Source organism: Sunxiuqinia rutila (assembly GCF_050589705.1).
In the GTDB taxonomy this organism is placed as follows: Bacteria; Bacteroidota; Bacteroidia; order Bacteroidales; family Prolixibacteraceae; genus Sunxiuqinia; species Sunxiuqinia rutila.
Genome location: NZ_JBNGOT010000013.1, coordinates 67230 through 94076 on the forward strand (window position 1 = coordinate 67230; position 26847 = coordinate 94076).

Annotated in this window: 26 protein-coding genes; 9 read left to right on the forward strand and 17 right to left on the reverse strand. The window is 44.1% G+C overall.

The features are described from left to right. Positions 1-4 precede the first annotated feature (4 nt). Complete coding sequence (gene lon / locus ACRD6K_RS15550; RefSeq protein ID WP_430974001.1) at positions 5-2434, forward strand: endopeptidase La; 2430 nt, start codon at positions 5-7, stop codon at positions 2432-2434. 144 nt (positions 2435-2578) lie between these two features. Here lon and ACRD6K_RS15555 read toward each other — a convergent pair whose 3' ends face one another. Next, on the reverse strand, positions 2579-3343 hold the full coding sequence (locus tag ACRD6K_RS15555; protein WP_430974002.1) for a LytR/AlgR family response regulator transcription factor: 765 nt from the start codon (positions 3341-3343) through the stop codon (positions 2579-2581). Next, positions 3343-4089, reverse strand: a complete 747-nt coding sequence (locus ACRD6K_RS15560; RefSeq protein ID WP_430974003.1) for a LytR/AlgR family response regulator transcription factor — start codon at positions 4087-4089, stop codon at positions 3343-3345. The genes ACRD6K_RS15555 and ACRD6K_RS15560 overlap by 1 nt, the downstream gene beginning before the upstream one ends. A gap of 206 nt (positions 4090-4295) precedes the next feature. Between ACRD6K_RS15560 and ACRD6K_RS15565 the strand changes: the two genes are divergently transcribed. The 8 genes from ACRD6K_RS15565 (at position 4296) to ACRD6K_RS15600 (ending at position 14122) form a co-directional block, all read left to right on the forward strand. Then, entirely contained in the window at positions 4296-5408 is a 1113-nt protein-coding gene (locus tag ACRD6K_RS15565; protein ID WP_299576145.1) for an AI-2E family transporter, read from the forward strand. A 255-nt stretch (positions 5409-5663) separates the two neighbouring features. Beyond that, positions 5664-6947, forward strand: coding sequence for a cytochrome c3 family protein (locus ACRD6K_RS15570; protein WP_299576148.1), 1284 nt, complete (start codon positions 5664-5666; stop codon positions 6945-6947). Positions 6948-6969: 22 nt separating this feature from the next. Then, a complete protein-coding gene (locus ACRD6K_RS15575) occupies positions 6970-9948 on the forward strand; it encodes a 4Fe-4S dicluster domain-containing protein (protein WP_430974004.1) in 2979 nt (992 codons plus the stop codon). Between the two features lie 16 nt (positions 9949-9964). Continuing rightward, positions 9965-11335: an NrfD/PsrC family molybdoenzyme membrane anchor subunit gene (gene nrfD / locus ACRD6K_RS15580; protein WP_430974005.1), complete on the forward strand. Its 1371-nt coding sequence runs from the start codon at positions 9965-9967 to the stop codon at positions 11333-11335. Further along, positions 11328-11846, forward strand: a complete 519-nt coding sequence (locus tag ACRD6K_RS15585) for a DUF3341 domain-containing protein (RefSeq protein ID WP_430974006.1) — start codon at positions 11328-11330, stop codon at positions 11844-11846. Before nrfD ends, ACRD6K_RS15585 begins: the two co-directional genes overlap by 8 nt. A gap of 7 nt (positions 11847-11853) precedes the next feature. Continuing rightward, positions 11854-13032, forward strand: a complete 1179-nt coding sequence (locus tag ACRD6K_RS15590) for a hypothetical protein (protein WP_430974007.1) — start codon at positions 11854-11856, stop codon at positions 13030-13032. A gap of 2 nt (positions 13033-13034) precedes the next feature. Continuing rightward, complete coding sequence (locus tag ACRD6K_RS15595; protein ID WP_430974008.1) at positions 13035-13625, forward strand: c-type cytochrome; 591 nt, start codon at positions 13035-13037, stop codon at positions 13623-13625. A gap of 23 nt (positions 13626-13648) precedes the next feature. Continuing rightward, complete coding sequence (locus tag ACRD6K_RS15600) at positions 13649-14122, forward strand: FKBP-type peptidyl-prolyl cis-trans isomerase (protein ID WP_430974009.1); 474 nt, start codon at positions 13649-13651, stop codon at positions 14120-14122. Positions 14123-14191: 69 nt separating this feature from the next. Here ACRD6K_RS15600 and ACRD6K_RS15605 read toward each other — a convergent pair whose 3' ends face one another. The 15 genes from ACRD6K_RS15605 to ccoN form a co-directional block, all read right to left on the reverse strand. Beyond that, positions 14192-14584, reverse strand: a complete 393-nt coding sequence (locus ACRD6K_RS15605; RefSeq protein ID WP_430974010.1) for a carboxypeptidase-like regulatory domain-containing protein — start codon at positions 14582-14584, stop codon at positions 14192-14194. Positions 14585-14887: 303 nt separating this feature from the next. Further along, positions 14888-15190: a heavy-metal-associated domain-containing protein gene (locus ACRD6K_RS15610; protein ID WP_430974011.1), complete on the reverse strand. Its 303-nt coding sequence runs from the start codon at positions 15188-15190 to the stop codon at positions 14888-14890. Between the two features lie 78 nt (positions 15191-15268). Then, a complete protein-coding gene (locus tag ACRD6K_RS15615) occupies positions 15269-15745 on the reverse strand; it encodes a DUF302 domain-containing protein (protein WP_430974012.1) in 477 nt (158 codons plus the stop codon). A 65-nt stretch (positions 15746-15810) separates the two neighbouring features. Beyond that, complete coding sequence (locus ACRD6K_RS15620; RefSeq protein WP_430974013.1) at positions 15811-16689, reverse strand: protoheme IX farnesyltransferase; 879 nt, start codon at positions 16687-16689, stop codon at positions 15811-15813. 1 nt (position 16690) lies between these two features. Further along, positions 16691-17635: a cytochrome c oxidase subunit II gene (gene coxB / locus ACRD6K_RS15625; RefSeq protein WP_430974014.1), complete on the reverse strand. Its 945-nt coding sequence runs from the start codon at positions 17633-17635 to the stop codon at positions 16691-16693. A gap of 6 nt (positions 17636-17641) precedes the next feature. Next, a complete protein-coding gene (locus ACRD6K_RS15630) occupies positions 17642-17926 on the reverse strand; it encodes a cytochrome C oxidase subunit IV family protein (protein ID WP_299576173.1) in 285 nt (94 codons plus the stop codon). Positions 17927-17936: 10 nt separating this feature from the next. Further along, the gene (locus tag ACRD6K_RS15635; RefSeq protein WP_299576175.1) at positions 17937-18554 is read right to left on the reverse strand and encodes a cytochrome c oxidase subunit 3 family protein; all 618 of its coding nucleotides are present in this window, start codon (positions 18552-18554) and stop codon (positions 17937-17939) included. Between the two features lie 11 nt (positions 18555-18565). After that, a complete protein-coding gene (locus ACRD6K_RS15640) occupies positions 18566-20182 on the reverse strand; it encodes a cytochrome c oxidase subunit I (protein WP_299576177.1) in 1617 nt (538 codons plus the stop codon). A 15-nt stretch (positions 20183-20197) separates the two neighbouring features. Continuing rightward, complete coding sequence (locus ACRD6K_RS15645; RefSeq protein WP_430974015.1) at positions 20198-20998, reverse strand: SCO family protein; 801 nt, start codon at positions 20996-20998, stop codon at positions 20198-20200. A gap of 226 nt (positions 20999-21224) precedes the next feature. After that, positions 21225-21947 carry a sulfite exporter TauE/SafE family protein gene (locus ACRD6K_RS15650; protein ID WP_430974016.1) on the reverse strand — a complete coding sequence of 241 codons (723 nt, stop codon included), beginning with the start codon at positions 21945-21947 and terminating at the stop codon, positions 21225-21227. Beyond that, on the reverse strand, positions 21944-22393 hold the full coding sequence (locus tag ACRD6K_RS15655) for a FixH family protein (RefSeq protein ID WP_299576183.1): 450 nt from the start codon (positions 22391-22393) through the stop codon (positions 21944-21946). Before ACRD6K_RS15655 ends, ACRD6K_RS15650 begins: the two co-directional genes overlap by 4 nt. 7 nt (positions 22394-22400) lie before the next feature. Next, a complete protein-coding gene (gene ccoG, locus ACRD6K_RS15660) occupies positions 22401-23816 on the reverse strand; it encodes a cytochrome c oxidase accessory protein CcoG (RefSeq protein WP_430974017.1) in 1416 nt (471 codons plus the stop codon). A gap of 26 nt (positions 23817-23842) precedes the next feature. After that, positions 23843-24478, reverse strand: coding sequence for a cbb3-type cytochrome c oxidase N-terminal domain-containing protein (locus tag ACRD6K_RS15665; protein ID WP_430974018.1), 636 nt, complete (start codon positions 24476-24478; stop codon positions 23843-23845). Positions 24479-24499: 21 nt separating this feature from the next. After that, positions 24500-24679 carry a cbb3-type cytochrome c oxidase subunit 3 gene (locus ACRD6K_RS15670; protein ID WP_299576189.1) on the reverse strand — a complete coding sequence of 60 codons (180 nt, stop codon included), beginning with the start codon at positions 24677-24679 and terminating at the stop codon, positions 24500-24502. A gap of 3 nt (positions 24680-24682) precedes the next feature. Continuing rightward, positions 24683-26839, reverse strand: a complete 2157-nt coding sequence (gene ccoN / locus ACRD6K_RS15675; RefSeq protein WP_430974019.1) for a cytochrome-c oxidase, cbb3-type subunit I — start codon at positions 26837-26839, stop codon at positions 24683-24685. Positions 26840-26847 lie beyond the last annotated feature (8 nt).

The window sequence follows — 26847 nt, forward strand, 5'->3', positions numbered from 1 at the left end:
TACAATGGGAAAAAATAGAGGACAATCATTTGGAAATATGCTTTTTACAGGAATGGGAGATGATGATGCAGAAATTATTCCGATCATCGCAGATGGAACTGAAGAAGAACTGAAGAACTTTCAGGCTCCCGAAATACTGCCAATTTTACCGCTTCGGAACACGGTTTTGTTTCCCGGTGTGGTGATTCCGATTACGGTCGGAAGGCAAAAATCATTGAAATTAATACAAGATGTTTTTCGGGGCGATAAATTATTGGGAACTGTTACGCAGATTGACGGAAGCATTGATGATCCTGATCAAAAGGATTTATACCAGGTTGGAACGGTTGCCCAGATTCTGAAAATTCTGGAAATGCCGGATGGCTCAACTTCTGTTATCATTCAAGGAAAACGTCGTTTTGAAGTGGCCAACTATTTGGAAGAATTTCCATACTTCCGGGCTCAGGTTACTTTGTTGGATGAAATACTTCCCAAAGAGAATAATGTCGAATTCAATGCGGTTGTTAGCTCGTTGAAAGACTTGTCCATCAAGGTGGCACAGTACTCAAGTAATGTTCCGCCGGAAGCTACTTTTGCTGTAAAAAATATTGAAAACTCTACATTTCTGATCAATTTTATTTGTTCGAACACCGACTTAAGTGTAGACGAAAAACAGAATCTACTGGAGATTGCCGACGTTCGCGAACGCGGAATTCAGGCCATTTCCTACTTGGTGAAAGAAGTTCAGATGCTGGAGTTGAAGCATGATATTCAATCCAAAGTAAAAACGGACCTGGATCAGCAGCAGCGTGAGTTTCTGCTGAATCAGCAAATGAAAACCATTCAGGATGAATTGGGTGGTAATCCGATTGAGCAGGAAGTAAACGAGATGAAAGAGGTTGCCAAAAGCAAAAAATGGAGCGAAGAAGTCGCGAAGTTTTTTGACAAGGAGGTGAACAAGCTTCATCGTTTAAATCCGGCAGCAGGCGAATATTCGGTTCAGTTTTCATACTGCCAGACCCTGCTTGATTTGCCTTGGAATGAATATACCGAAGATAATTTTGATCTGAAGCATGCCGAAGAAGTGCTGAATGAAGATCACTACGGGTTGGAGAAGGTGAAGGAACGAATACTTGAGCACTTGGCTGTGCTGAAGCTGAAGAAGGATATGAAAGCGCCGATTTTGTGTTTGTACGGTCCTCCAGGAGTTGGAAAAACGTCTTTGGGGAAATCAATCGCGCGTGCGTTGAATCGTCAATACATCCGAATGAGTTTGGGGGGATTGCACGATGAAGCTGAAATCCGTGGACACCGGAAAACATATATTGGTGCCATGCCCGGACGCATTCTTCAGAACATTAAGAAAGCAAAAACATCAAACCCGGTTTTTATTCTGGATGAGCTGGATAAAGTTTCCAGCGATTTTCACGGAGATCCCGCATCGGCCTTGCTGGAAGTGCTCGATCCGGAGCAAAACAGCGAGTTTCATGACAACTATGTGGAACTGGATTACGACTTGTCGAATGTCATGTTTGTTGCCACGGCCAATACGTTGAGCACAATTGCTGCCCCGCTGCGCGACCGCCTGGAGCTGATTGATGTGAATGGCTACATTGTAGAAGAAAAAATAGAGATTGCTAAAAGACACTTGATTCCGAAACAACTGGAAAATCATGGGGTGAAGAAAAGCCAGGTGAGTTTTTCAAAAGAGGTATTGGAATACATTGTTGAAAATTATACACGCGAATCGGGAGTTCGTGAGCTGGATAAAAAGCTGGCCAAAGTGGTGCGACGCATTGCCAAGAAAATCGCTTTTGAAGAGCCTTTTAACAAGAAGCTGACGAAAGATGATATTCGGGAGTACTTGGGAGTGGTGGAATACACCCGCGAAAGTTATCAAGGGAATGAAATCCCCGGGGTAGTGACCGGATTGGCCTGGACAGCACATGGCGGCGAGATTTTATTTGTTGAGTCGAGCCTAAGCACCGGCAAAGGTGGCTTGACACTAACCGGAAACCTGGGAGAGGTGATGAAGGAATCAGCGATGCTGGCTTTGGAATACCTGAAATCGCACCGGAAGGAGTTGGGGCTTGATCAAAAATTATTTGACGAAAATAACTTCCATATCCACGTTCCTGAAGGAGCGATTCCGAAAGATGGCCCTTCGGCAGGAGTGACCATGGTTACCTCGCTGGCATCAAGCCTTACGAAACGAAAAGTACGCAAGAATGTGGCCATGACCGGGGAGATTACCTTGCGGGGAAAAGTGCTTCCGGTAGGTGGAATTAAAGAGAAAATACTGGCCGCTAAGCGTGCCGGAATAAAAGAGATTTTATTGTCAGCAGATAATCAAAAGGACCTGGAAGAAATCAAGGACGTTTACCTGAAAGGCTTGAAGTTTCATTTTGTGAAAACCATTCAGGATGTACTTGACTTTGCTTTGCTGAAAAGTTAATTAACACTTTTTGACTCAATAGAAATCAGGACTCTGCATTGTGGAAAGACAGTTGAAAACAATAGGCGCTAATAGCAGCGATTGTTTTCAGCTGTCTTTTTTTTTGAGAAAAATGTGGGATTCTTTAAGTGAAAAGGGCTGGAGCTAGCTGATCGGAAAGCAGTTCATTTTTTCGAAAAAGGAAATCGTTGACCGGTTGATAGTTTCTTCCATGACTGTATCCTGATGGGTTAGAATGCAAATTTTCTTTTTGCGGTCAATCCGGCGTAAGAACTGAAGATTGATGTAGGTGTCCCGATTTGCTTTAACAAAACTGGGGGAGTTGATGTATTCAACAAGTCTGGTTATGGCCATGATAACCCGCTCCGTCTTTCCATTGGTTAAGGTGATGTAGTTCTTGCTTCCCTGTGATTTGATGCTCATGATTTCGTCCGGGTTAACTAAAATGACTCCGGAGTCGGTGGCTAGCTTTAGTTTTTGAATCGGCTGGTTGTTGTGGGAGGAGTTCTCCATATTACGCTCCAAAGCTTTGCGCTTAGCCCGGGTTTTGTAGCGGTTAACAACCGAGATGAGTTCTTCCGGGCCAAACGGCTTTACCAAGTAGTCAAGCGGTTTTACCTCAAGAGTTTTGAAGGCGTATTTGCTATGGGCAGTGGTGAAAACAATTTCAGTTGTTAGTTGATTGTTTTGGATGGCTTCAGCCACTTCAATGCCATTAATTTCAGGCATATCGATATCCAGAAATACCAAATCGGGCATCTTTTTGACCAATAACTTGATGCCTAGCTTGGGATTGATCGTTCGGTCGATGACTTGAACTTCCCGAAATGCTTTTAAATAGATTTCAAGCAACGATATCGCTTCTTCGTCATCGTCAATAATGATGGCTGTAATGATTTTATTATCCATTATTCGGTAATGTTCTCTATTCTGCAAAGTTCTCGAATTTGTCGCTTAGAACCATAGAGCTTGACTTCTTTTTTTTGAGCAACGAGCAGGCAAGAGCTTTCATGGCGGTTCACACTGCGCAATTTGTTCAGATTGATCAGGTAAGAGCGACCAATTCTGAAAAAATTATGATTCACCAGGATTTCTTCAATTTTCTTCAAATAGGAGTTGGCGAGTTCAATATCGCCATTGTCCAGGTAAATATTGGTGTAAGAACCTTCGGCCTCGCAATATAAAATATCCTTTGGGTCAACAATGGAATAGCTTGATGTTGTGGAGATTCTTAGTTTTGGAGCTTGTTGAAGTGCCTGAGTTGGCAATTCAGCTTCAACCGAAGTGCTGGATAATTGTTTAGTCTTAATGGCCGACAGGGCTGCATTGAGTTTTTCGTGATTCAAAGGCTTTAACAGAAAGTCATAGACCTCGTTTTTAATTGCCTCAATAGCCATGTTTTTGTGTGAACTGATGATTATGATGTTGGTATCTATTTTTTCTTTTCGAATTAATGAGATGAATTCCATGCCGCTTTTGCCAGGCATGACCAAGTCTAGTAAAACAAGATTTGGACGGATTTCGATGAGCTTAAAAAGTGCTGATTCTGCGCTGTCGGCTTCGTGAACTTCGGTAATGTCGGGATGCTTCTGAAGCATATAATTCAAAAGATCGCGGTCTGCTTTATCATCATCAACTATTAAGGCTTTGAACATAGTGTCTCTTAGTTAGCATTTCAAAAAGCAAAAGTATTAAAAAAAATGATTGGTTGCATGTGCTGTCAACTAGGCTTATAGCCATGGCTTGCCGGTGCAGTGGGAGCTTTTGAGTATATTTAATGAGGTGTTGAGGGAGTTAGGGAATTTTACTTTTACCTTTAAAACTTCAATTAATACGGTATATTTGTAGAAAAGATTTTTTTATGATAAAAGTTGAGGGGAAAACCAGAGCCATTTTACTTTTAACCGGTGTTCTGGTACTTGGTTTCTTGTTCTGGTATTTTAGTTCGCTTGTAACTTATATCCTCATCTCGGCGGTGCTGTCACTTATCGGTCGTCCAATGGTTCGTTTTTTTGGCGGGCTTAAATACGGGCGTTTTTCCATATCAAACTCAGTTGCTGCCTTTTTAGCCCTATTTATTCTTTGGGTCTTCTTTGTCGGCTCTTTTCGATTTTTGATTCCGCTATTAATTAATGAATTTCAACAGCTTTCAACCATTGACTTTAACTCAGTTATTGACGTGATTGAGAAACCCATTCAGCAATGGATGCAATTTTGGGGCGAAGATGCTGCCCCGGAAAGCCAAGGTCGTTTTATGACCTTGTTAAAGGCTCAGTTGGGCGACCGGGTTAACTTTTCTCAACTCACTGATGTTTTTGGTTTTGTAGCCGGAACGGTAGGCGAGTTGTTTATTGCGTTCTTTTCCGTTTCCTTCATAACTTTTTTCTTTCTAAAGGACGAGAACATGCTTCGGGATGGTATTTTACTCATGATTCCTTCAGATTACGAAGAGAAGGTGAGACGCATTTTACACTCCATTTATAATTTGCTTCGGCGCTATTTTATTGGTTTACTTTTCGAAGTAACTATGGTTGGCTTTTTGGTAACCATAGGATTAACCATTGTTGGGGTTGGATTTAGCCATGCGGTGGTTATTGGCTTGTTTTGTGGCTTGTTTAATGTTATTCCTTACCTGGGCCCGTGGATGGGGGCTTCAGTGGGCTTGCTCATTGGTATTGCGATTAACCTCAATGCGGACTTCATGGCGCATACTTTCCCGTTGTTGGGGCTGATGCTATTGGTTTTTGTAATTGTGCAGGTGATTGACAATATTCTTTTTCAGCCTTTAATTTATTCAAGCAGTGTGAAGGCACATCCTCTGGAGATTTTTCTGGTAATCATGGCTGCTGGAAGCGCTGCCGGAATTTTAGGGATGATTCTGGCCATACCTGCTTATACAATTGTCCGGGTTATTGCCAAAGAGTTTTTGGACAACCTGAAAATTGTTCGAAAACTCACCGAAAATCTCAATTAAAGAATCGATTTTATCTATCAGCGTTGGTTTTGCATCATTTTGATCTATTCTGATTTCTTTTCACTTAATTAAATCTTATTCAGCGTCAGGTATTTAGTGAATGGCGCTTGCTTATGTGTTCTACAAGCATCATCGGGATGTTATCTGGGGATAATTTTTTAACTTGAGCTTGAAAACCTTAAAGTATAAAATTTGTTAATTCTGATGAGTTGCTAAATCCTAAGGTTTGAAAAAAAACTTACTAAAGCTTGTAGAATGAAACTAAAGTCCCCTGTTTTACAGAATTACGGGTTTTCGTCCCGTCTTTTTCTGTTTATTCTCTCCATCTCCATCTTTGTTTTATCAGTGACAGCTTCTGCTGAAACACAAAATCCATCAAGTGAAACAGATTCTGTAGGTGCACAAACAGCAGTTTCAGAACCTGACTCAGCAATGGTGGATTCAATAACCAATGCAGAGCAATCAGCTACTGCTGAGGTACAGAAGCCCAAACGTAAAGTTGATAAGTACAGTCATTACCGAGACGACATTAAGCGTGGCGAACGGTTTTTCAGGGGGCTGTTGCCCCATAACAACAAGCAGGCTTCCTGCACTTCGTGTCATAATTTACTGCCTTCTGATACCTTGAATTGGAATCCATCCGCCATGGAGATTGCCATCAAGTATCTGGATAAGGATTTTGCCTCTTTTCAAGCGTTGGTGACGGAGCCTTCAGGAGGTAAAATGGCCGAAGTGCATCAAGGGTATGAATTTGAAGCGGCAGATCTTAAGACCGTTAAAGCCTATTTGGATGATTTGGCCATGCGTGGTCCTCAACCAGTTAAGCCCACTATTAATCGCTTACTCTTGTTCCTTTTCCTGGGAATGATTATCACCTGGGCGTTGCTGGAGCTGATCTTCTTTCATAAAATAAAATACAAGGCCATTCCACTGCTTATCTTCCTGGGAGTATTCGGCTATCAGGTGAAAATGATTTATGAAGAAGGAGTTAACCTGGGGCGGTCACAGGGCTATGAGCCGGATCAGCCTATCAAGTTCTCGCATAAAGTGCATGCCGGGCAAAATCAGATTGATTGTAAGTATTGCCACTTTACGGTAGAAGATAGTAAGTCGGCCGGCATTCCTCCGGCAGACCTTTGTTTAAACTGCCACTCGGTAGTGCGTGAGGGAACCCGTTCCGGAAAGTTTGAAATCGCGAAAGTGATTGATGCGGTTGAAAACAATAAACCAGTAGAGTGGGTGCGGATTCACGATTTGCCCGACCATGTTTTTTTCAGCCATGCTCAACACGTCAATTCCGGAAAACTGGATTGTATCGAATGTCATGGCGACGTGGCTGAGATGGATGTACTCAAGCAAGTGGAAGATTTGAGTATGGGCTGGTGTTTGGATTGTCACCGAACCAAAGAAGTTCAGTTTGTCGATAATAAATTCTATGAATCTTATGAGACGCTTCATGAGCAATTGAAGAGTGGTGAAATCAATAAAGTAACCGTTGATATGATTGGTGGAACAGATTGTATGAAGTGCCATTATTAATAAACCAACAAACCTAATCAGAATGAAGGAACAATACTATAAAAGTTTGGATGATTTGATTTATGATGCGCGCCAGGCGGCAGAAGAGGTTGATTCTGGCGATCGCAAATCCATTCTTCAAATGAAAAAGGAGTCACGATCAGAAGCCACTTCTCGCCGGGATTTTCTGAAGCTGTTTGGTTTTACAATTGCATCAGCAGCCATTGCTACGAGTTGTCAGCAGCCGGTTCAAAAAGCCATTCCTTTTTTGATTCAACCAGAGAAGATTATTCCGGGAGAGGCCAGCTACTTTGCTTCAACGTATTTTGATGGTAACGACTATTGCAGCGTTCTGGTAAAAGTACGTGACGGTCGTCCGATTAAGATTGAAGGAAATGCATTATCTCCGGTTACTCGCGGTGGAACGAATGCAAGGACCCAAGCTTCCGTTTTGGGCCTTTACGATAATAAACGGCATAAGAACCCCAAATTCAAAGAGAAAAAGATCAGTTGGGAAGATGCTGATCAGCAAATTCTGGAAGCGCTGGCCGAAATTAAGGCCAAAGAAGGTAAGTTGGTGCTTCTGACAGGTACAATTATAAGCCCCTCGACCAAAGCAGTAATTCAGGAGTTTTTGGCGGCCCATCCCGGAGCTGAGCATATTCAGTACGACGTGATTTCAGCGTCGGGTATGTTGCAAGCCAATGAACAAAGCTATGGCAAAGCCTTTATTCCTGCTTACGATTTTAGCAAAGCGGACCTTATCGTTAGCTTTGATGCTGATTTTCTGGGAAGCTGGCTTTCTCCCATCGAGTATACCAAGCAATATTCGGAACGCCGAAAGCTGGTTGATGGTCAGAGATCGATGTCCCGGCACCTTCATTTTGAAGGAGGAATGTCGTTAACCGGATCGAATGCCGATGAGCGCATTCAGATTCGGCCCTCGCAGGAAAAATTGGTCATTGCTAACCTGTATAACGAACTCAAAAAACTAGCTGGAGAGCAGCCGGTAAACTTAGCTGCTTCACCGGTTGATATCACCAAGGTAGCTGACGAGTTAATTGCAAAAAAGGGCAAGTCGCTGGTGGTTAGTGGAAGCAATGATGCGGAAACCCAACTGTTGGTGAATGCGATCAATGAGTTGCTCGGAAACTATGGAAACACCATCCGCACCGATGTGCATTTAAAATTGCGTCAGGCGATGGATGCGGACATGGCTGGTTTGGTGGGTCGAATGGAAGCGGGCCAGGTGGATGGATTGATTTTGTATGATGTTAATCCTGTTTACGATTATCCGCAGGGGGAGCGCTTCAAAACTGCACTGCAGCAAGTGCCGCTGAGCATAGCCTTGCCAATTCTGGGTGAAGAAACATCGGAGCATGTGCAGTACATTTGCCCTGATCATCATTACCTGGAAGCCTGGAACGATGCCGAAGTCAGATCGGGAAGTTATTCACTTGCTCAACCAACGATCCGTCCCATATTTAAAACCCGGTCGGCCCAGGAGAGTCTCTTGAAGTGGGCTGGAAATCCGGTTGATTTTCATACGTACGTCCAGAATTACTGGGAGAAGAATATTTATCCGCAGGCTCAAAGTGGGCAGGCCTTTATTGATTTTTGGAACAGCAAACTGCACGATGGGATTTTTGAATCGGGGAGAAAAGAAGACGGCCTTTCAGCTTATAATGGAGAACGGGTACCAACAATATTGGCTCAGGTAAAAGGTCTGAAAGGCAACGATGCGCTGGAACTTAACTTGTACACCAACGTGAGTGTGGGAACCGGAAAGCAAGCCAACAACCCTTGGCTGCAGGAATTGCCCGATCCGGTTACCAAAATTTGTTGGGACAACTATGCCGCTGTTTCGCCAAAACTGGCTAAAGAACTGGAACTGGAAGATGAGCAGCTGGTCATGATCAATGACTTTGGACCGATTCCGGTGGTTGTTCAGCCTGGGCAGGAGCATCGAACAATTTCGGTAGCTTTAGGCTATGGCCGGGTTAATTTGGGAACTCCGGAAGGAACCGTGGGAAAGAATGCTTTTCCGCTTGTTGCCTCTGAAAACGGAAGCCTCCGGTATACGCTGGAGCAAGTCAACTTGCAAAAAGTTGAAGGAGACTATCAGCTGGCCAAAACGCAATCGCATCACTCCATGGAGGGCCGGAATTTGGTTCGGGAAACTACCTTGGAAGATTATTTAGCTAACCCGGCTTCGGGAAATCAAATGCGTGAAGAACTGAAATCGCATTTGAAATCCTTATATGCTCAACGGAAATTTGATGGTTTCCACTGGGGAATGGCCATTGATTTGAACTCGTGTACCGGGTGTAATGCTTGTGTGGTGGCATGTTCTGCTGAAAACAATGTGCCGGTTGTGGGCAAAGAGCAAGTGATTATGGCCCGCGAAATGCACTGGATCCGGATTGACCGCTATTACAAAGGAGATCCGGATAATCCGGAACTTGTTCGCCAGCCGGTTATGTGCCAGCATTGCGACAACGCCCCTTGTGAGAATGTTTGTCCGGTTGCGGCAACGACACACAGCAACGAAGGTGTTAACCAAATGGCTTACAACCGTTGTATCGGAACGCGCTATTGCAACAACAACTGTCCGTATAAAGTGCGACGATTCAACTTCTTTGATTATACCGGAGCTGATGCGATGCCTGGAAATACAATTGATCCGGCAGAAATGACAACCGACCTGCGTCGATTGGTGTTAAACCCTGATGTGACGGTTCGGGCTAAGGGAGTCATTGAAAAATGCTCGTTCTGCATTCAGCGTATTCAAGAGAAAAAATTAACAGCTAAAAACGAAAGCCGACAACTGCAAGACGGAGAAGTGGTAACGGCCTGTGCCCAGTCTTGTCCGGCAGATGCCATTGTTTTTGGTGATTTGAATAATAAGGAAAGCCGGATTTCGAAATTTTTTGAAGATGAGCGTAACTACCATTTATTGGAAGAACTGCATACGCTACCATCCGTTGGCTATCTAACTAAGGTGAAAAATAAAACCGTCTAACTAAAACGAATAAGGAATGTATACATCTCCGCTAAGAGAACCGTTAATTCGGGGAAATAAGAACTACAAGCAGGTGACTGATGATATTTTGTCGCCCATGGCTGGCAAACCATCCAAGTACTGGTACTTGGGCATAACCCTGGCGGGAATTGCGGCCCTTTTTGGGGGCTGGGCTACTTTCCGTACCGTGTTTTATGGTATTGGGGAATGGGGCCTGAACAAAACCATTGGCTGGGGTTGGGGAATCACCAACTTTGTGTGGTGGGTTGGTATTGGCCATGCCGGAACGTTTATTTCGGCCATCCTGCTTCTTTTCCGTCAGAAATGGCGTACCAGTATCAACCGCTCGGCCGAAGCCATGACGTTGATTGCTGTGATGTGTGCGGGGTTTTTCCCGCTAATCCACATGGGGCGACTGTTATTGGGGTTCTACATTTTCCCGTATCCAAATACGAGAGCGTTATGGGTAAACTTTAACTCGCCCTTGCTTTGGGACGTTTTTGCCATTTCTACTTATTTTGCTGTTTCGCTGGTTTTCTGGTATGTCGGATTAATTCCAGATATTGGAACGGTACGCGACCGGGCTAAAACAAAAATTCGCAAGGCAATTTATGGATTCCTGAGTTTTGGATGGACAGGATCTGCCAAACATTGGTCTCGTCACGAAACCATCAGTTTGATTCTGGCCGGACTGGCAGCCCCGCTTGTACTTTCGGTACACACCATTGTAAGTTTTGACTTTGCTACCTCGGTTATTCCCGGATGGCATACCACTATTTTTCCTCCGTACTTTGTTTCCGGAGCCATCTTTTCGGGTTTTGCCATGGTGTTAACCCTCATGATTGTAACCCGAAAGGCTTTGAACCTAGAAGAATACATTACCATCAACCATATCGAGTCGATGAATAAGATTATCATTCTGACAGGCTCAATTGTGGGTATTGCTTATCTAACCGAGTTTTTTATTGCTTGGTATTCCGGGGTTGAATTTGAAACCTATGCCTTTTTTAACCGGGCTTTTGGACCTTATGCGTGGGCATACTGGATTATGATGACTTGTAATGTAATTACTCCACAGCTTTTCTGGTTTAGGAAGCTACGGCGCAATGTGATGTTTACTTTTGTGATCTCCATTTTCGTGAATATCGGGATGTGGTTCGAGCGTTTTGTTATTGTAGTAACCTCGTTGCACCGCGATTTCCTTCCTTCCAGCTGGACCATGTATAAACCAACGTTGGTTGAAGTGGGACTTTATGTTGGAACATTAGGACTGTTTTTTACGCTGTTCCTGCTGTTTATCCGTGTGTTCCCGGTTATTGCAGTTGCCGAGGTTAAAGGAGTTTTGAAATCATCAGGAGAAAATCAAAAATTAACTGGCCATGAGTAAATACATTACCGCTTATTATTCGGATGAGGAAGATCTGCTGAAAGGAATTGGTCAGATCAAGGCAGATGGCCTGAAAATTATGGATGTGCTTACGCCTTTCCCGGTTCATGGGCTTGACAAGGCCTTAAGTATTCCGCGTTCGCGACTTACCCGAGTGGCTTTTTGGGGTGGTGCTGTTGGTGCTACCTTGGGTTTTGGTTTTCAAGCTTGGGTTTTTACCATTGATTATCCCTTGAATATTGGTGGTAAACCATTTTTTGCGGTACCATCTTTTATGCCTGTCGCCTTCGAGCTGACGGTCCTCTTCTCGGCGTTTGCTATGGTCATTGCCTTTTTTCTTAGCAACAAACTAGGTCCCGGCGCGAAACCAGTCATCCATGATGAACGGGCAACCGATGATCGCTTTCTGGTAGTTGTTGAAGTGGAAGAGAATAGTCCGGAGGAACGGATTAGTCAAATAGAACAAGCACTTGCCAACGCTGGTGCTGAAGGAATAACCTTAAAAGCATAGATGAGTTATGGAGAATCAAAAGTTTATATTTCCCCGCAAATTGGCTACGATTACGTTAGGAATGGTGGGCATTGGCGTGCTCGCTTTGGTTGTTGGCTATTTTACAGGCGTGGGCTCTGAGCGTATTGCCGCCAATCTTTTGCTAAATTCTTATTATTTCCTTTCGCTCGGATTGATTGGCTTATTCCTGGTTACTGTGCATACCATTGCTGAGTCCGGATGGCACACCAGCATTCAACGGGTGGGAGAGGCGATGAGTGCTTTTATTCCTGTTGGAGGAGTGTTGCTTCTATTGCTTTTTGTGTTGGGAGGGATGCACCTGCTTTACCACTGGACCCATACCGATCATCTGGATGCCATTCTGCTTAAAAAGGTTGCTTACCTCAATACGCCGTTCTTCTATGGACGTTTGCTTGTTTATTTGGTTTTGTGGGTTGGACTGGCTCACTTTATTCGCAAAAACTCGCTTTTACTTGATCAAACAGGCGACTTGAAATTTTACCGCAAATTCAGAATGCTCTCGGCTGTTTTTGTGGTTGTGCTGGCCATAACCAGTGTTACAGCTTCGTGGGACTGGCTCATGTCTATCGATGCCCATTGGTTTAGTACCTTGTATGGATGGTATGTTTTTTCGAGTATGTTGGCTAGCGGAACGGCTATTTTAATTCTTTTGGTGATTGCCTTGAAACAAATGGGGTATATGACTCATGTTAATCAGGAGCATATCCATGATTTGGGGAAATACCTGTTTGGCTTCAGTATTTTTTGGGCTTACCTGTGGTTTTCACAATACATGCTGATTTGGTATGCCAATATTCCGGAGGAAACGGTTTATTTTTACGAGCGTCACAAACACTTCAGCGAAGTATTCTATGTGAACCTGATTCTGAATTTTGTGGTTCCGTTTTTTGCTCTGATGACCCGAAACTCCAAGCGTGGATCGTTAATTATGGTTCCCGTGGCATTAATTATCTTTATTGGTCACTGGGTCGATCTTTATCAGTTGATTATGCCAGGAGTGGTTGGCGGTGAAAATTCGGGCATTGGTATTCCTGAGATTGGAATTACCATTGGCTATGTGGGCTTGTTTTTATTTGTTGTTTTTCGCTCGTTAACCAAAGCTCCGCTGGTTCCGAAGCATCATCCATTTTATAAAGAAAGTCTTGAATATCATACCCAATATTGATTATGAAACGAACTGTAAAAATATACTTGTTGCTTTTGGTGGTAGGTCTTTCGGTGGCTTGTACGAAAAGCAAGAACAAGCCAGGACATACTTTTTTCCCGGATATGGCCTATTCTCCGGCCTATAAAACCTATTCCGAAAATCCGGTTTTTGAGGACGGCCAAACCATGCGTTTACCGGCTGAGGGAACGATTCCACGCGGATTTAAACCTTATCCTTATGCCGGGCGATCAATGGAAGAGCAGGTGCGAGCTGGCCAGGAACTGGAAAATCCGCTTCAAGCAACCCCTGAGGTGCTGGCAGAAGGAAAGCGTCAGTATGAAATTTTTTGTGTGAGTTGTCATGGCGATATTGGCGATGGCAATGGGCATCTATTCACCAGCCGGGTTTTTCCGGCAAAGCCTCGTTCCTTAATTGATGATTACTTGAAAGGGAAGCCTGATGGGGAAATTTACCATGTCATTACACGGGGATCTTTTTCGGGCTTGATGGGGCCCCACGGTGGCCAGATAAGCCCGGAAAACCGCTGGCGGATTGTTCACTATGTGCGAAGCCTGGCACAAGATCAGAACATCGCTTCCAGTGAAAATTGATTTTTGGGACTAAATTATTGACAATGAAGATCAGAAAAAACACGATTGCAACAATTCAATATTCGGTAACAGATGCTTCCGATGGCAAGCTGCTGCAAAAGGTTTCGGTTGAAGATCAGCAAGAGTTTTTGTTTGGAAACCAATTGTTACTCGAAGTCTTTGAATATCATTTGCAGGGGCTTTCTGCCGGCGATTCGTTTGAATTTCAGGCTGGATCTGAAGAAGCTTACGGACCGATAGACCCCAAAGCAATTGTTGATTTATCCATTCAAACATTTGCAGAAGAAGATGGCCGGATTGATCATGAGGTGGTTCAGGTAGGCCATGTTTTTCCTATGGGAGACCGACAAGGAAATCAGCTTTATGGAAAGATAATCAGGAAAAAGGAGGATTGGGTCACGATGGACTTTAATCATCCGATGGCAGGAAAAGACCTTCGGTTTTCCGGAAAAATATTGACTGTCAGAGAAGCCTCCCCGGATGAAATTCCATCTTAATCCGGGGAATTGTTTTTTTAGATACAAACTCAAGTAACCACTTTCAGCTTTTATGTGACAGAGAAATATTTATTTGCGGGGTTGTTTCTTCCCTGATTCCAATTTTGCTGCTGTTTGTTTTAACGCTCCTGAAGATTCAGGTACCAAGTAGATAATAGTCATCTCTTGCGATGATTGGTCAATGGCACTGAGATCTAAAACGTAGGTTTCATAACCCTCACACCGAATAAGGACATTCAGGGTATCTGAGGGCAAATTCCAAAGTCTGAAATCGCCATCTTCATTGGTAATTGTACCAATTCCTTGTTGGTCATCTTCAATGCATACACTGACTCCGTAAATCGGTTCCTGAGTAATTTTGTCGAGTACGCGTGCATGTACGTTGGTGTTTTCAATGTTGCCTGCTGTTGTAAACAGGGCGGATAGCATAAGTAAGCTAAATACAATAAGTGGTGTTTTCATACGTCATCAATGTTTTAAAAGTACGTATGGAACTTACTTTAATACTTTCACTTGATTGTTCTGGTTTCCTGACGTGGTAAATGAAATTTTAAAGTTTAATTCCTGTATTCTGAACTGTTATTTCTGTTTCTATTAACTACTACAAATACAAGGCCTAAGAGTTCTTGTGAGATGTTAAAAAAATACAAAATAGCAGAGCCACTTAAAATTTTGGGCTTTTGATCAATCTGTAGGGCTAAAACCGACCCAAATGAGCGGGGAAGTTCTCACTTTTGTGAGAGGAATTTATCATTTTGATTCTAGTCATTCTAATACGGAATAGCCTCTCTTTTCAATTGCTTTTTGGATCTCCTCTTTGTTTGTCTTAGCCGGGTTAAATACAACACGGGTTGTTGAATCTTCATGGTTGGCTTCAACCAAGCTTATTCCTTCCAGCTGATTGACGCCCTTTTGAATCGACTCTTCACAATGATCGCAGGTCATGCCCTCGATGTGGTACACAAGCTCTATTTGCTGAATGGCTTGTTCTGCTTCGGGTTGGGTACTTTTCGATGTACATGCAACGGTAGCTATACTTAGCAATAGTAGTAATGCGGCTGTTTTCATGAATGCTGATTGTTTAAGGTTAATATGGTTTTTCCTGTTATATCGACTTTTTCGGAGTGATAGGGAGCTCCAAACAGCTTAGTCAATGAGTGGTGCCAATATTTCTTCGCTGCCTTCTCCTGCTTCTCCCATAACTGCTTTTGCATGGGCACCAAGCAGCTTGGACAATAAGCCGGCATTGATCCGGGTAATGTATGTTTTTCCATCACTTTTTTCGAAGATGGCAATCCGGCAGGGCATCATGGCAGACAGCTGCCGGTCAGCATCGCCTGTCAGCAGACGTGCAGCTAAATCGGGTTTACAAATTGAAAAGACCCTAACAGGCTTTACCTCAAATCCATGTTTGGACAGGGTGGCCTGCAGGTTATACTGGTGTGGCATACTCCAGTTATTTTCTTGTACGGATTGTTCTATTCGTTCAATCGTTTCGGTAAAATTATAGTTGCTTTCACTTACAGTAAATAACATTTTAGGAACGGTAAGGAAAATTACCAGGAAACTAAGCAGAATTCCGGTCACTAATCCGGTTATAAAAATCATTGCTTTTTGTTGCATCTTTAAAATATTTAGAAATCTAGATGTATTGGTATAACATCTGCTTTTTTTATTTGTTCAACGACTCAAATGCGAAACAAAAGGCTGTCGATGATCAAGGCAATCATCATAAACAGGTAGAGGAAGTTAAGTTTGAAGAAGGTTGGCCGGACAGGCAGGTTGTGTCGAACCAGCAATTGTCGGCTAGTGGTGAAAAGCAGGTAAAATATATAAAGCAACAACACCGCAACAACAACAGGACTGATCATGATTTTTAAAGCAATAATCAGCGCGGCTGCAATGGTTGATAAAATCCAGGTATAACTGAGGCGTTTAATCTGGTTTTCAGAGAAAAGGTCATTCAGGCTGGGGTAGTTCACCAGTTTGTATTGTTCGCCGAACATAAGCAATAAGAGCCAGAAGTGCGGGATTTGTCCAATGAAAAAGAAAATGGCCACCCAAAAAATCACCGGATCCATTAGTGAGCCGCCAGCAGCAAGCCAGCCAATGTAAGGTGGCAGTGCGCCCACAAGTGAGCCGGGTACTACGGCAAAAGCGGTAACCTTTTTCAGGGGGGTATAAAATCCATTGTAGGAGATCAGGGTGATTACACTGGCTATCAGTGCTACGGGAGCAAAATGATTACTTAGAATCCAGGCCCCGGCAACAAAGTAGCTTAAGGCTACCATCAGAGCAAATGTTGGCGATATTTTGCCGGACGGAATTGGACGGTTTTGCGTCCTCGGCATATGCTTGTCGATCTTGTACTCTTGCCAATGGTTGATGGCACTCGAACTGCAGGACACTAAAAAAACACCAAGCGCCAGGTATAAACCTTCCATCCCAAAGCTTCCTGTTTGCAGCACATAACCGGTTACTGCAGATAATGAAATGGGCAAAGAAATACGTACTTTGCCCAATTGAAGAATAATTTTAAGGTAGGAGCCTGGTGTTTGTGGGCCCATATTATTTCAAGGTTTTCAAGTATTCAATAATATTGGCAATGTCCTCATCACTCAGCTGTCCCTGGTAGCTTTGCATCAGTCCTTTGTTAAAGCCATCCACGATGTCGGCTTCCGGCTCATAAATGGACCGTTTGATGTATTCATCATCCACCGTTATGGTGCGTTCGTCGCCTTGCGTTTTAACGGTCACTTCGTGCCCGTAAATGCCTTTAAACGAAGGACCGATGATTTTCGATCCGTCTACCGAATGGCAAGCAAAGCAGCCAATGTTGGTCATGATTCGTTTGCCGGTAGCTGCGGGTGACTCCACCGCAGCACTGGCCACTTGTTGTGTGGTGTCAGTGTACCAGTTGTTAAACTCGTCCTGAGGCATCACTTTCACCCAATTGTACATATAGGAGTGTTGAAGCCCACAATATTCGGTACAAAACAACTCATAGATTCCTTCATTCTGAGGGGTAAACCACATGAATTTATCGCGTCCTGGAACAACATCTTCCTTTACGCGAAACGAAGGGATGAAAAGAGAATGGACAACATCCATCGAACGCAAGTTGAGTTTTACCGGTTGATCCTTGGGAACGAACAGGGTATCGGTTCGGCGGCCGTTTTCATATTCAAACGTAAAGTTCCACATCCGGGCAATAACGGTAATCTCAAAGCTGTCTTCCGGTGCTTTTTTCATGGGTTTCCATCCGGCCCATCCATAATAAAACATGATTAAAACTAAGATGGTTGGTATGATGGTCCAGATCAATTCCAGCAGGTTACTTCCTTTGATTTGCTCGGCTTTGGGATGTCGCTTTTTGTTGTACCTGAAAATAAAGTAAATCATGACTGCTGTCAGCGCAATCAGAAAGAAAAAACTGACGGCAAGAATAAACAGGAATGCCCGGTCGACATCGGCAACAAAATTAGAGGCTTGTGTTGATGCTAAAATATACATAGTTTTTTATCTGAAGGAGTAGTCAAAAAATGTAACAATAACCACAGCGATAAATACTGCTAAAACAAATCCGACCATGATTCGAATATAAGGCTGATCAAATTTCAGGTGCATGAAATAGGTCAGTACTAAACTTGATTTAATCGAGGCCAGCAATAAGGCTCCGACAACCGTGTAGCTTCCCAGTTCGATATCGGTAATGGCTATCGAAAGAAAGGTTAGTACCACTAAAACCAGCAAGACGATGGCGTAAACACGGTACGGTACGATATGATGTTTTTCATTTTCCATAGGTCAGTCGTTAAGTGATTAAGTAAAATAATGGGAAAAGGAAAATCCAGATTAAGTCGACCAGGTGCCAGTAAAGCCCGGCATTTTCCAGCAGGGTGGGGCGTCCGGCATGAACGGTTCCTTTGTGTACCCGGGCTAGGGCAAATCCCATAATAACCAGCCCGGCAACAATGTGCAATGCGTGCAAGCCGGTCATTACAAAGTATAAACCAAAGAACAAGACTTCCCCTTGACTCATTTCTTCTTTCATGTATTCGGAGCCCGGAAAAATACCATGATCAAACTTAACGCCCCACTCGAAATATTTATTGATCAAAAAGATGATTGCCAAAATAAATGTGATTTCAAGCAGGAGAATAGCCGTGCCTTTTTGCTTTTTCTGAAGGGCGGTGGTCGACATGGCAATGGTCATACTACTCACCAGCAAAATAAGCGTATTTAAGGCACCAACCGTCAGGTTTAGCTCTCCGGCTGCCATGTGAAAGGCATCGTGATTTAAATAGCGGTAAACTGAATAAATAATGAACAGGCCACCAAACAGCAGCAATTCACTAAAGATGAAGAGCCACATTCCGATCTTCGATCCTTCGGGATCATAGTGCTCATCATGTTGAATAACTTGTGACATAGGTATAGCGTTTATTGATATTCGTAAGGTCCGTCTTTTTCGTGATATTCAGGAATCTGATCAAAGTTTTCCAAGGGCGGTGGCGATGGTACGGTCCATTCCAGCGTTTTTCCTTTCCATGGATCCTTGGGGGCAATGGGGCCGCTTTTGGCTGAACGGAACAGGTTGATCAGAATAATTATCAAGCCCAGAGTCATTACCCACGAGCCAAGTGTAGAAAGGATGTTGGCTGCGTGAAACTCTTCGAGATAATCGTAATACCGACGAGGCATTCCCTGCATACCAAGGTAAAACATGGGCGAATACAAGGCCAGAAAACCAGTTGTGAAAATCAACCAGCCAATGTTGGCCCAAGTGGCGTCGTACATCCGTCCAAACATTTTAGGAAACCAATAATGAATGGCACCAAAGAAAGAGAACCCAACACCTCCAAAAACAATGAAGTGAAAGTGAGCAACCACAAAAGCCGTATCATGCAAATACACATTGGTGGCCAGTGCGCCAACCACCAGTCCTGACAAACCTCCGATCATGAAAACGAAGATGAAACCGGCAGCCCAGTAAAAAGGCGTTTGTAGGTTGATCGAGCCTTTATACATGGTCGAGATCCAGTTGAAAACCTTGATGGCGCTGGGAATGGCAACCAGAAAGGTTAGAATGGAAAAGGTATATTGGGCGGTGCCGCTCATTCCGGAGGTAAACATGTGATGTCCCCAGACAAAGTAGCCGACAAAAGCAATGGCAAGGGTAGAGGCTACAATCGCCTTATAACCAAAAATATGCTTTTGCGAGAAGGTCGGAATAATTTCAGAAATGGCTCCCATGGCAGGCAAAATCATCACGTAAACAGCCGGGTGCGAATAGATCCAGAACAGGTGTTGGTACAAAATAGGGTCACCTCCCAAGGCGGGGTCAAATACGCCGATTCCGAAAATACGTTCGAGTGCAACTAGTACTAGGGTAATCCCCACAACCGGAGTAGCCAGCAACTGGATCCAGGCCGTGCCATAAAGGGTCCACGGAAACAAGGGCATTTTCGTCCAGGTCATTCCGGGAGCACGCATCCGGTGAATGGTTACAATGAAGTTCAGACCGGTCAAAATGGATGAGAACCCTAGCACAAAGGCTCCAAATATGGCCGGCAGCATGTTCGATCCTGTTTTGAAACTGTAGGGGGCGTAAAAAGTCCAGCCGGTGTCGGGCGATCCGTCACCAAACAAAACCGATGAAATGACCAGAATGGCTCCGGCAATGTACACCCACCAGGATAATAAATTCAGCTTTGGAAAAGCCACATCTTTAGCTCCAATCATGATGGGAAGCATAAAGTTTCCAAAAACAGCCGGCAGTCCGGGAATCACAATCATAAAGATCATAATCACACCATGGACCGTAAAGACGGCATTGTAATCTTTCGCTTCCATAATGGTTTTACCCGGAGCAATCAGCTCAAACTTCATGGCCAATCCCAGGGTAACGCCAACTAAAAATAAAGTCATCATCGAATACAGGTAGAGTAGGCCAATACGTTTGTGGTCGGTGGATAAAATCCATTTCCACAATCCTTTGTGCTTGCCTTGGTATTCTAAATAACTTACATCATTTGGGGTTTTAGAACTTGCTTGCATAGGAATGTTCGTTTGTTAAACTTCTTTTCGTTTAGGTTTGAGTATCAAAAACAGGAAAATAACGAGTGCAAAAAAGATGATGACCGTTCCGGCAACTTTGGTCACATTTAAGACATAGGTTTGTCCTTGTGGGTCATACGAATAACAGAATTGCAATATTTTATTGATTGTCGGGCCGGATTGCCCTTTGTTGGCTTCGATAATAGCCATTTTAAATTCAAATGGCAGGAAATAAATCCCGTTGAGGTAGCGCGTAATTTTCCCGTCGGGACTGATTACCATGACTGAGGCAGCATGTAAAAAATCGTTGCCTGTTTTTTTGTATTGAAAACCTACTGCCTGCACCGCCTTTGCAATACTGGCACTATCGGAAATGAAAAATTTCCAGCCGGCGGCAATGGCTTCTTTTTTATTCACCAGGTTGAGGTAGTTGGTCTTTTTGCGCTGCGCCAAGTCCAAGGTTTCCGTTGGATCGAAACTGATGGTGAGTACCTGGTAATCTTCGTTTGGTTTCAAATCCGATCGATCCATCACTTCAGCCAGCCCTTCCATAAGCGGACTGCAAATGCCGGGACAGCGGTAGTAAACAAAGTTTAAAATGGTCGGTTTGTCAATTAAATCAGAAAGCAGCACCTGCTGCGAATCCAATCCGGTGAGATAAATGCCTTCCGGCAGGTAGTCGTCTAAATGCTCAATTACCCCAATTTCAGGACTGTTCTGAGCATTGGTTGCAGGATTGATTTGCCCTAGGGAGTTGATTTGTAAACAAACTAAAGCCGCAACAAAAAATAGCACTTGTTTAGGAATTAGCCTCATATAGTTTAGCCTCTTGATTTTTGATTTTCTACAAGATAGAAAGACCGATTTACTTTATCACCATAAGAAACCCCAAACCACTACTGAATGTTTATGAAAAAAGCGATAAATGCGTTATTTTATTCTGATTTTAGACGGTACCTCGTGCTTCAAGTCCGTATTTCTTTTATGTTTCTTAGTTCAATGGGTTCAACCTCAGGTTGTAGGGGTTGGTTGTTGATTTAATTCAATGACAGCAGCTTTCTTCCATAACCCGCTCTGCCGGCACCAGTTTTTCGGCTTTGGGGCTCACGTAAGGAATGCCCAGTGACAGACCTCGAAGAATAAAGAGAATTCCGAGCAAGACAATAAAGTAGGGAACCACGCGCCGCATGCCAGTGCGTAAGCGTCCACTAATCATGTTTCCGGTTAGCGATAAAAGCATCATCATGGGGATGGTGCCCAAGCCAAATAAAACCATAAACAAGGCTCCGGAGAACAGTTGGTTGGTGTTGATGGCTCCGGCAATGGCCACGTAAACCAAGCCGCAGGGAAGTAACCCATTGAGCAGGCCAATGCTAAACAATGACTGAAATGAATGGTTGGCAAACAGCTGACGTAATTTTGAAATCAGTCGTCCGGCATAACCTGTAAATAGATTGTTCAGGCTGATGCGTTGTTTAAAGAAATAAGGGAAAAGCACGTTCAGAATCATGACAATCCCCAGCAGGATTGATGTCCATTGTTGGAAGCCGGCCAGCTGAATTCCTTGGCCCAATAAGCCGAAAAGTAAACCTAAAACGGCGTAGGTCAGCGTTCGTCCCAGGTTATAAAGCAGGCTGCCTACAACTTTTGCTGCCGGTTTGTGGCTTTTTAAGGGCAGGGCTACGGCAATAGGACCACACATGCCAATACAGTGAAAACTGCCGATTAGTCCAATGGTTAGCGGAGTTATCAAATCAAACATCATGGCACTTGAATTTCCAGTTCCTGAAAGTAAGGCTTTTCATTGGCCGTCCAATCCAGCTTGACAATGTATCGGCCTTTGGGCAGTTTCTTGATTGAAACGGATTGACTCAGCTGCTCATCCAATTTGAGGGGTAGGCTCAGGTCATTATTTTCACTCATCGGGCTGTAAAAGTGAATGGTGCCCTCGAGCAGTTCATGCTTGAATAGTTGAGGAAAATTGATTTGAACAGCATGGGCCGATTGAACCAATTTCACTCGTTCGGTCAGTTTGTTGACATTTTGAATCTTGTCAATTTGTGCCTGATAGTTAACCGACTTTTGGTAGTAATCGTCTTCTACCAGGTAATAATCTTGCCTGACGGCAATTGAAACCAGGTACACCATCCCCGACATCATAATCAGCAGTGCGATGGCAATTCCTGTTCCCCAATTTATTTTTAGTTTCATATGCGTTTCATTTTTTATAGTCCAAAGCATTTGGTCCGACAAAAGTTGTCCGGATCGTTTCAATCAACTCGCCATTTTCATAAACCCCAATGCTTAAGTGGGTGTTGGAGCTTTTCACGTCTTCCTTTTTCAGGATAATCATCAGGTTGCGTTTGGCAACTTCGCCCACGTCGACATTGAGCTCATCGCCCAATATTTTCAATTCACCTTCAGGATCCAGTAGTTCAAGCTGAACTGAAGCAGCCTGGCTTGTTTTATTCAGCATTTGCACGTTGTAGAGGTTGCTGTAGGCATCGGCTCCATATTCTTGAAACATGCTACCTTGCATGCGGGTGATGGTTGTTTCAATATCGCCCCGGTGGATGAATGAATAGCTTAGCACACCAAGTAAAAGAGCCAGCACTACCGAATAGGCAATGGCCCGTACGTTAAGCACATGTTTTTTACCTTCTGAAATGGATTGTTCCGAAGCGTAACGGATTAAGCCTTTGGGTTTGTTGATGGTGTACATAACCGAGTTGCAGGCATCAATACAGGCTGTACAGTTGATACATTCCATTTGGGTGCCATTACGAATATCAATTCCGGTAGGGCACACATCCACACAGCGTTTGCAATCAATGCAGTCGCCTTTATCTTCATTGTGACCCCGTCCGCGCGGTTCGCCACGAATGTAATCGTAGGCAACAACGATGGAGTTATTGTCGAGCATTACACCTTGCAAACGGCCGTAGGGACATACCAGGGTGCAAACTTGTTCGCGAAACCAGGCAAACACAAAATAGTGCATCCCGGTAAAGGCCAGCACGACAATCAGGGGCGTAATACTGGTTTCCGGTAGTAGACCAAAATAGGCCTGCACTGCAGGATAGCCAACCAGGTAAGACCAAAAGGTGAGGATGGTCCAGAAGGAAATGAACAGAAAAAGGGCATGTTTGATTATTCGTTTGATAAACTTTTCCGGGGTCATTTCCTGTTGGGCCAGCACTTGTTGTTTGCGGCGGTCCCCGTCAATCAGGTATTCAATGGGGCGGTACAAAAACTCCATAAAAACGGTTTGCGGACAGACCCATCCACAAAATATTCGCCCGTAAACTACCGTGAATAAGATGACAAAAACAAGCAGCGTAATAAATGAGAGGACCAGCAAATGAAAATCTTGCGGGTAAAAGGTATTCCCAAAAAGAATGAACTTGCGCTGAATGAAATTCAGCAAAATGAGCGGTTCGCCTTTTAAGGTCAGATGAGGGGCCAGGTAAAAAAACAGCAGCAGCGTATAAGCAACAATTCGACGATAATTGTAAAATTTGCCTTTGGGCATTTTGGGGAAAAGCCAAACACGTTTTCCTTCGCTGTCAACTGTTGGCATTTGGTCGCGAAAGCTGGCCAGTTGCTTGTCTGCGTTTTTCATATCAGGACTCATCGTTGCCTCCTTTTTAATTCTCCAAACTAACTTGCAGTTTCTTCTTCTGACTCCGGCACGTATTTTTCACCCTCCGGTGCTTTCTGGTTGGGCGGATTGGTGCCTTGCAGACTCTGAATGTAAGTAATAACATCCTGAATCTGGTTTTCTGTCAGGATGTTCTTGTACGAGATCATCCCTTTTTCAATAACTCCGGTGGTAATCACCTCGTGCATGTTGTCGCGCGATCCGCCATGAATCCAGTATTCATCGGTAAAGTTAGGACCAACCAGGCCTTCTCCGAATTTGCCATGACAAACCGAACAAATTTTCGAAAAAGTGGCTTGTCCGCTGGCCATAATTTCCTCTTGGGTTCGAATGACGGGAGCAGCCGTTTCATCTTCTTCGGCAGCTTCCTCTTCCTCAATAAAAGCGGCCATCTCATTTTGATATTCCTTGGCTTGAATGATATTCTCATCTTCAAAAACGAAGACCAGGGTGAGGTATGAAGCTGCAAAAATGATGCTGCCGTAAAACAAGTATTTTAACCAAGGGGGGAGCTGGTTGTCCAGTTCCCGTATTCCGTCAAATTCATGCCCTGCAAGTAACTTTTCATTGGTGAAGTCATCATATTCGTGTTGCGAATTTGCCTGATCCTGTTTTTTGTCGTCTATCGTGCTCATAAGATTAAATAATAGTTTAGGCTACTCCTGGTTCGTAATGAATTCATCTTCCAGCGGAATCTCACTAAGTTTCCGAACCCGCAGTTTATCCATTCGGATCGTATGAATAGTGATCAGAATGAAAAATATAAAGAAGATCAGAAAGCCAATGATGGCGTAGAGTTCAACTCCAATGATGCTTTGTAAGTGTTCTTTTATCATGACCTATTCCTCCTCCGTTTCTGGTTCTTCCTGGGGCTTCATGATGTCGGTTCCCAAACGCTGCATATAGGCAATCAAGGCAATGATTTCCTTGGTGCTTTCGGTTTCAATACCGGCTTCGCGAAGGTTTTGAGCAATCTCTTCGGCTTGCTTCAGTAAGTCGTCATTGGCCTGATGCTCATAATTGTCAGGGTAGGGAACACCCAGCTTTTTCATGGCCCTGATTTTAGGAGCAGTCGATTTCAGGTTGATGTCCTTTTCTGCCAGCCAAGGGTATTTGGGCATAATTGATTCTTCATTCATCTTTTGCGGATCGATGAAGTGGTTGTAATGCCAGGCGTTGGGTTTGTATATTCTTCCTGTTTTCACCCCTTCGCGTGCCAGGTCTGGCCCGGTACGTTTGGAGCCGAACTGGAACGGATGATCGTAGATGAACTCACCGGCTTTGGAATATTCGCCGTAGCGCTCTGTCTCCGAACGGAAAGGACGGATCATCTGGGAGTGGCAGTTGTAACAGCCTTCTCTAACGTAAATATCACGCCCCTGCAATTCCAGTGGTGTGTAGGGTTTTACACTGGAAATGATGGGGACATTGGAGTTGATGAGGTACGTTGGAATAATTTCGAACATCCCACCAATGAGGATAGCGATGGTGGAAAAAACCAGGAACCGGATGGGCTTTCGCTCCAAAAAGCTGTGCCAGCTTTCGGTTGATTTTTTGCCCACTGACTGGGTTTGCAGTGCCGGAGCTTCCACTTCTTCCTCTTTCACCAACTGACCTTGTTTGGCTGTTTTCACCACGTTGAAAATCAAAAGCAACATCCCCAATACGTACATGCCTCCTCCAAAGGCACGAATGGCATACATTGGGATTAGCTGGGTTACAGTCTCCAGAAAGTTGGGGTAGGCCAGAAAACCTTCCGGCGTAAATTCTTTCCACATCAACGCCTGGGTTATTCCACCAATATAAAGCGGTACGGCGTAGAAGATGATGGCCAGCGTGGAAATCCAGAAATGGACATTGGCCAGTTTTGTTGAGTAGAGTTTGGTATTGTAAAGTCGGGGAATCAGCCAGTAAAGCATTCCAAAAGTGAGCATGCCGTTCCAGCCCAAGGCACCAATATGAACGTGTCCAACTGTCCAGTCGGTAAAGTGGCTGATGGCATTCACTGTTTTCAACGACAGCATGGGGCCTTCAAAAGTGGCCATGCCGTAAGCGGTAATTCCTACCACAAACATCTTCAAAACCGGGTCTCGCCGCACTTTGTCCCAGGCACCGCGCAAAGTAAGCAGTCCGTTCATCATTCCACCCCAGCTTGGGGCAATCAGCATGATGGAGAAGGTGGTCCCCAATGCCTGAAGCCAGTCTGGCAGCGAGCTGTAAAGCAAGTGGTGCGGTCCGGCCCAGATGTATATGAAAATGAGAGACCAAAAGTGGACGATGGATAATTTATACGAATACACCGGACGGTTTGCCGCTTTCGGTACAAAGTAGTACATCAAGCCGAGGAAAGGAGTAGTCAGGAAAAAGGCGACGGCATTGTGTCCGTACCACCATTGTACCAAGGCATCCTGAATACCGGCATAAACCGGGTAACTTTTTAAAAGACTGTATGGAATTTCGATGGAGTTAACAACATGAAGCACGGCTACGGTAACCCAGGTGGCAATGTAAAACCAAATGGCCACGTAAATGTGGCTGACCCGTCTTTGGAGAATGGTGCCAAACATGTTGATTCCGAAGATTACCCAAATGATGGTGATTGCCACGTCAATGGGCCACTCTAATTCGGCATATTCTTTTCCGGAGGTGTACCCGGCAAGCAGGGTAATGGCTCCGGCAATGATAATCAATTGCCATCCCCAGAAATGGATTTTCCCCAAGAGCTTGCTGTACATGTTTGTTTTGAGCAAGCGGGGCATTGAATAATAGACGGCGGTAAAAATGGCGTTACCTACAAAAGCAAAAATGACCGCATTGGTATGCACGGGTCTTGTTCTTCCGAAGGTGGTGTATTCCAGGCTGAAATTCATTTCCGGAATGAAAATCTGCAGGGCCACCAATAAGCCAACCAACATCCCTATAACACCCCACACCATTGTTGCCACAGCAAAATCGCGTGTAATCTTGTTGTCATAGGTAAACTTCTGTAATTCCATATAGCTAT

Excerpts from the sequence above, each read along its gene's own strand:
- ACRD6K_RS15605 (WP_430974010.1), bottom strand. The coding sequence starts at position 14,584 with ATGAAAACACCACTTATTGTATTTAGCTTACTTATGCTATCCGCCCTG.
- ACRD6K_RS15665 (WP_430974018.1), bottom strand. The coding sequence starts at position 24,478 with ATGAGCACGATAGACGACAAAAAACAGGATCAGGCAAATTCGCAACAC.
- ACRD6K_RS15630 (WP_299576173.1), bottom strand. The coding sequence starts at position 17,926 with ATGGAAAATGAAAAACATCATATCGTACCGTACCGTGTTTACGCCATC.
- ACRD6K_RS15610 (WP_430974011.1), bottom strand. The coding sequence starts at position 15,190 with ATGAAAACAGCCGCATTACTACTATTGCTAAGTATAGCTACCGTTGCA.
- ACRD6K_RS15585 (WP_430974006.1), top strand. The coding sequence starts at position 11,328 with ATGAGTAAATACATTACCGCTTATTATTCGGATGAGGAAGATCTGCTG.
- lon (WP_430974001.1), top strand. The coding sequence starts at position 5 with ATGGGAAAAAATAGAGGACAATCATTTGGAAATATGCTTTTTACAGGA.
- ACRD6K_RS15650 (WP_430974016.1), bottom strand. The coding sequence starts at position 21,947 with ATGATGTTTGATTTGATAACTCCGCTAACCATTGGACTAATCGGCAGT.
- ACRD6K_RS15615 (WP_430974012.1), bottom strand. The coding sequence starts at position 15,745 with ATGCAACAAAAAGCAATGATTTTTATAACCGGATTAGTGACCGGAATT.
- ACRD6K_RS15590 (WP_430974007.1), top strand. The coding sequence starts at position 11,854 with ATGGAGAATCAAAAGTTTATATTTCCCCGCAAATTGGCTACGATTACG.
- ACRD6K_RS15655 (WP_299576183.1), bottom strand. The coding sequence starts at position 22,393 with ATGAAACTAAAAATAAATTGGGGAACAGGAATTGCCATCGCACTGCTG.
- ccoG (WP_430974017.1), bottom strand. The coding sequence starts at position 23,816 with ATGAGTCCTGATATGAAAAACGCAGACAAGCAACTGGCCAGCTTTCGC.
- ACRD6K_RS15555 (WP_430974002.1), bottom strand. The coding sequence starts at position 3,343 with ATGGATAATAAAATCATTACAGCCATCATTATTGACGATGACGAAGAA.
- ACRD6K_RS15595 (WP_430974008.1), top strand. The coding sequence starts at position 13,035 with ATGAAACGAACTGTAAAAATATACTTGTTGCTTTTGGTGGTAGGTCTT.
- ACRD6K_RS15640 (WP_299576177.1), bottom strand. The coding sequence starts at position 20,182 with ATGCAAGCAAGTTCTAAAACCCCAAATGATGTAAGTTATTTAGAATAC.
- nrfD (WP_430974005.1), top strand. The coding sequence starts at position 9,965 with ATGTATACATCTCCGCTAAGAGAACCGTTAATTCGGGGAAATAAGAAC.
- ACRD6K_RS15670 (WP_299576189.1), bottom strand. The coding sequence starts at position 24,679 with ATGATAAAAGAACACTTACAAAGCATCATTGGAGTTGAACTCTACGCC.
- ACRD6K_RS15565 (WP_299576145.1), top strand. The coding sequence starts at position 4,296 with ATGATAAAAGTTGAGGGGAAAACCAGAGCCATTTTACTTTTAACCGGT.
- ACRD6K_RS15600 (WP_430974009.1), top strand. The coding sequence starts at position 13,649 with ATGAAGATCAGAAAAAACACGATTGCAACAATTCAATATTCGGTAACA.
- ACRD6K_RS15570 (WP_299576148.1), top strand. The coding sequence starts at position 5,664 with ATGAAACTAAAGTCCCCTGTTTTACAGAATTACGGGTTTTCGTCCCGT.
- ACRD6K_RS15575 (WP_430974004.1), top strand. The coding sequence starts at position 6,970 with ATGAAGGAACAATACTATAAAAGTTTGGATGATTTGATTTATGATGCG.
- ccoN (WP_430974019.1), bottom strand. The coding sequence starts at position 26,839 with ATGGAATTACAGAAGTTTACCTATGACAACAAGATTACACGCGATTTT.
- ACRD6K_RS15620 (WP_430974013.1), bottom strand. The coding sequence starts at position 16,689 with ATGGGCCCACAAACACCAGGCTCCTACCTTAAAATTATTCTTCAATTG.
- ACRD6K_RS15635 (WP_299576175.1), bottom strand. The coding sequence starts at position 18,554 with ATGTCACAAGTTATTCAACATGATGAGCACTATGATCCCGAAGGATCG.
- ACRD6K_RS15560 (WP_430974003.1), bottom strand. The coding sequence starts at position 4,089 with ATGTTCAAAGCCTTAATAGTTGATGATGATAAAGCAGACCGCGATCTT.
- ACRD6K_RS15645 (WP_430974015.1), bottom strand. The coding sequence starts at position 20,998 with ATGAGGCTAATTCCTAAACAAGTGCTATTTTTTGTTGCGGCTTTAGTT.
- coxB (WP_430974014.1), bottom strand. The coding sequence starts at position 17,635 with ATGTATATTTTAGCATCAACACAAGCCTCTAATTTTGTTGCCGATGTC.